At 62.5% G+C, this 2,520-nt stretch carries 2 protein-coding genes; both read right to left on the bottom strand.

Annotated elements, in window-relative coordinates; all coding sequences use genetic code 11:
• The coding region (gene acnA / locus AW06_RS19475; protein WP_034953842.1) for an aconitate hydratase AcnA at positions 1-1,760 on the bottom strand (1,760 nt) is incomplete at its 3' end.
• Positions 1,761-1,866: 106 nt separating this feature from the next.
• On the bottom strand, positions 1,867-2,304 hold the full coding sequence (locus tag AW06_RS19470; protein ID WP_034953840.1) for a hypothetical protein: 438 nt from the start codon (positions 2,302-2,304) through the stop codon (positions 1,867-1,869).
• Between the last annotated feature and the right edge of the window lie 216 nt (positions 2,305-2,520).

Raw genomic sequence — 2,520 nt, 5'->3', positions numbered from 1 at the left:
CCCAGCGCTTCGCTGTCGAGGTCGATATTGACCCGGCCGGCAATCGCAAAGGCCACGACCAGCGGCGGCGAAGCGAGGTAATTGGCGCGCAGATTGGGATGGATGCGCGCTTCGAAGTTGCGGTTACCCGAGAGTACTGCGGCGACGACGAGCTGGTGCTCGGTAATCGCCTGGTTGAACACCGGGTCGAGGTCGCCAGCGTTGCCGATACAGGTCGTGCAGCCGTAACCGGCGAGCGCGAAGCCGAGCTTGGCGAGCGGCGCCAGGAGACCAGCTTTTTCCAGATAATCGGTGACCACCCGCGAGCCGGGAGCCAGCGAGGTCTTGATGTGCGGCTGCACGCGCAAGCCCTTGTCGACGGCCTTCTTCGCCAGCAATCCGGCGGCGATCATTACTGCCGGATTGCTGGTATTGGTGCATGAGGTGATCGCAGCGATCAGCACGTCGCCGTGGCCGAGGTCGATGCCGGGCCGCTCGGTCGCGTAGCGCTGTCGCAGGGTATCGGGGGGGCGAGCAAAGCCGTCGGCCGACTCGGCTGCGCTCAGCAGGGTGTTGAAGCGGCTCGCCATCTCGGGCAGCGCGATGCGGTCTTGCGGCCGCTTGGGGCCGGCCAGGGAGGGGACGATGCTGGCCAGGTCGAGGCGGACGGTACGCGAGTAATCGATCTGGCCTGCGCGCGGCATGCCGAACAATCCCTGTGCCCGGAAATAGGCTTCGAAGAGCACACAGTCCGCTTCGCTGCGGCCGCTGCGGCGCATGTAGTCCACGGTCTTCTCGTCGACCGGGAAAAAACCCATCGTCGCCCCGTACTCCGGTGCCATGTTGGCGAGCGTTGCGCGGTCGGTCACCGACAGCGTACTGGCTCCCTCGCCGAAGTACTCGACAAAGGTGCCGACCACTTTCTCGCGGCGCAACAGCTCGGTCACCGTCAGCACCAGATCGGTGGCAGTGACGCCCTCGCGCAGGTGGCCGCTGAGTTCGACGCCAACCACGTCCGGGGTCAGGAAATAGACCGGCTGCCCGAGCATTGCCGCTTCCGCCTCGATGCCTCCGACTCCCCAGCCGACGACGCCGACGGCATTGATCATCGTGGTGTGCGAGTCGGTGCCGACCAGCGTGTCGGGAAAGCACAGCCGTTCCCCGGTGCGCCCGTTTTCCACTGCGCCCATGGTCTGCTGACGAACGCCGTGGAACAGATGTTCGAGATTGACCTGGTGGACAATGCCGACGCCCGGCGGCACGACGCGGAAGGTCTTGAAAGCCTGCATTCCCCATTTCATGAACTGATAGCGTTCGCGGTTGCGATCGAACTCGAGAGTCATGTTCTGCTGCAGCGCCTGCGGCGTGCCGTAGTAATCGACCTGTACCGAATGGTCGACGACCAGGTCGACCGGCACCAGTGGTTCGATGCGTCGCGGATCGAGTCCACGCGTCTGCGCGACCTGTCGCATCGCCGCGAGATCGCAGAGCAATGGCACGCCAGTGAAATCCTGCAGCACGACGCGCGCGACGACGAAGGGGATCTCCTCGCTGCGGCGTGCGCGTGGTTGCCACTCGGCGAGTTCAAGGATGTGTCGCTCGCTGACGCGCTGGCCATCGCAGTGACGCAACAGCGCTTCGAGAACGATGCGCAGCGACACCGGTAAACGAGGCACATTGCCAATCTCGGCAGCCGCCAGGGTGGGCAAGGAATAGAACAGGACCTCCGTCTGGCCGGGAGGCGTGAAGCGGGTCAAGGTATTGAATGGCGAGTGGGGCATGTCGAACCTCCGGACAGATGCACGCTTGACTCAGATGGTGATCTGACAGTGCGTAGTGGCGTTGCGTTCGCCTGATGAGCGGGTCTGCCTGGAAAAGTAATGACCGTTAGGGCGCACCGAGCGCACGTTCCCATGCGGACGCCGCCGCTTCGTCACCCATGGCGGCAAGTGCCTGATTTGGCACAAGCCAGGGATCCAGCGGCTGTTGAAGGACCTGCGCAGAGAACAGGTTGTAGATGGCGTAGTAGGCAAACTCGGCGCGTTTGGGTAGCACGATGTCTTCATCCTCCAGCGCCACGATGGGCTCCAGGTACCTTGCCTTGATCGCCTTTGCATTCTGACCCGAAACGACGGCAACCAATGCGGCTCGCGGGAGGCTTGCATCCAGTTCCTGCTCCGTTCCAACCACCGATTCTCGATACGTCAAGTTTGTGGGAACGAGTTGCTCCCAGACCTGTAATGCCTGTTGACACAGCAAGACCTGAACTCGCTTTTGTGCAGCAGAATCCATCTCGAGGTAGTACTGTATTGCGGTTGGATGCATGGCGTGTGCCTAACGGTCATGACTTTTCCAGTTCCAGGCACCCCCGATCATGGAAGTCATGGCCGGTCCCCTCCCCCCACGTGTGGGGGGAGGGGAGATTCGTGAGTCACTGACGCGACTTCCACATTAATTCTACTTTAACAGACTCGAATGGCATTTTTCGGTGCTGGCGGCTGCCTTTGGTAGGCGCTGTCGCGGGCGCTTTGTCGTCTCGCA

The organism is Candidatus Accumulibacter cognatus (assembly GCF_000584975.1).
Lineage (GTDB): Bacteria > Pseudomonadota > Gammaproteobacteria > Burkholderiales > Rhodocyclaceae > Accumulibacter > Accumulibacter cognatus.
This window is presented reverse-complemented; position numbering and strand designations above follow the sequence as displayed.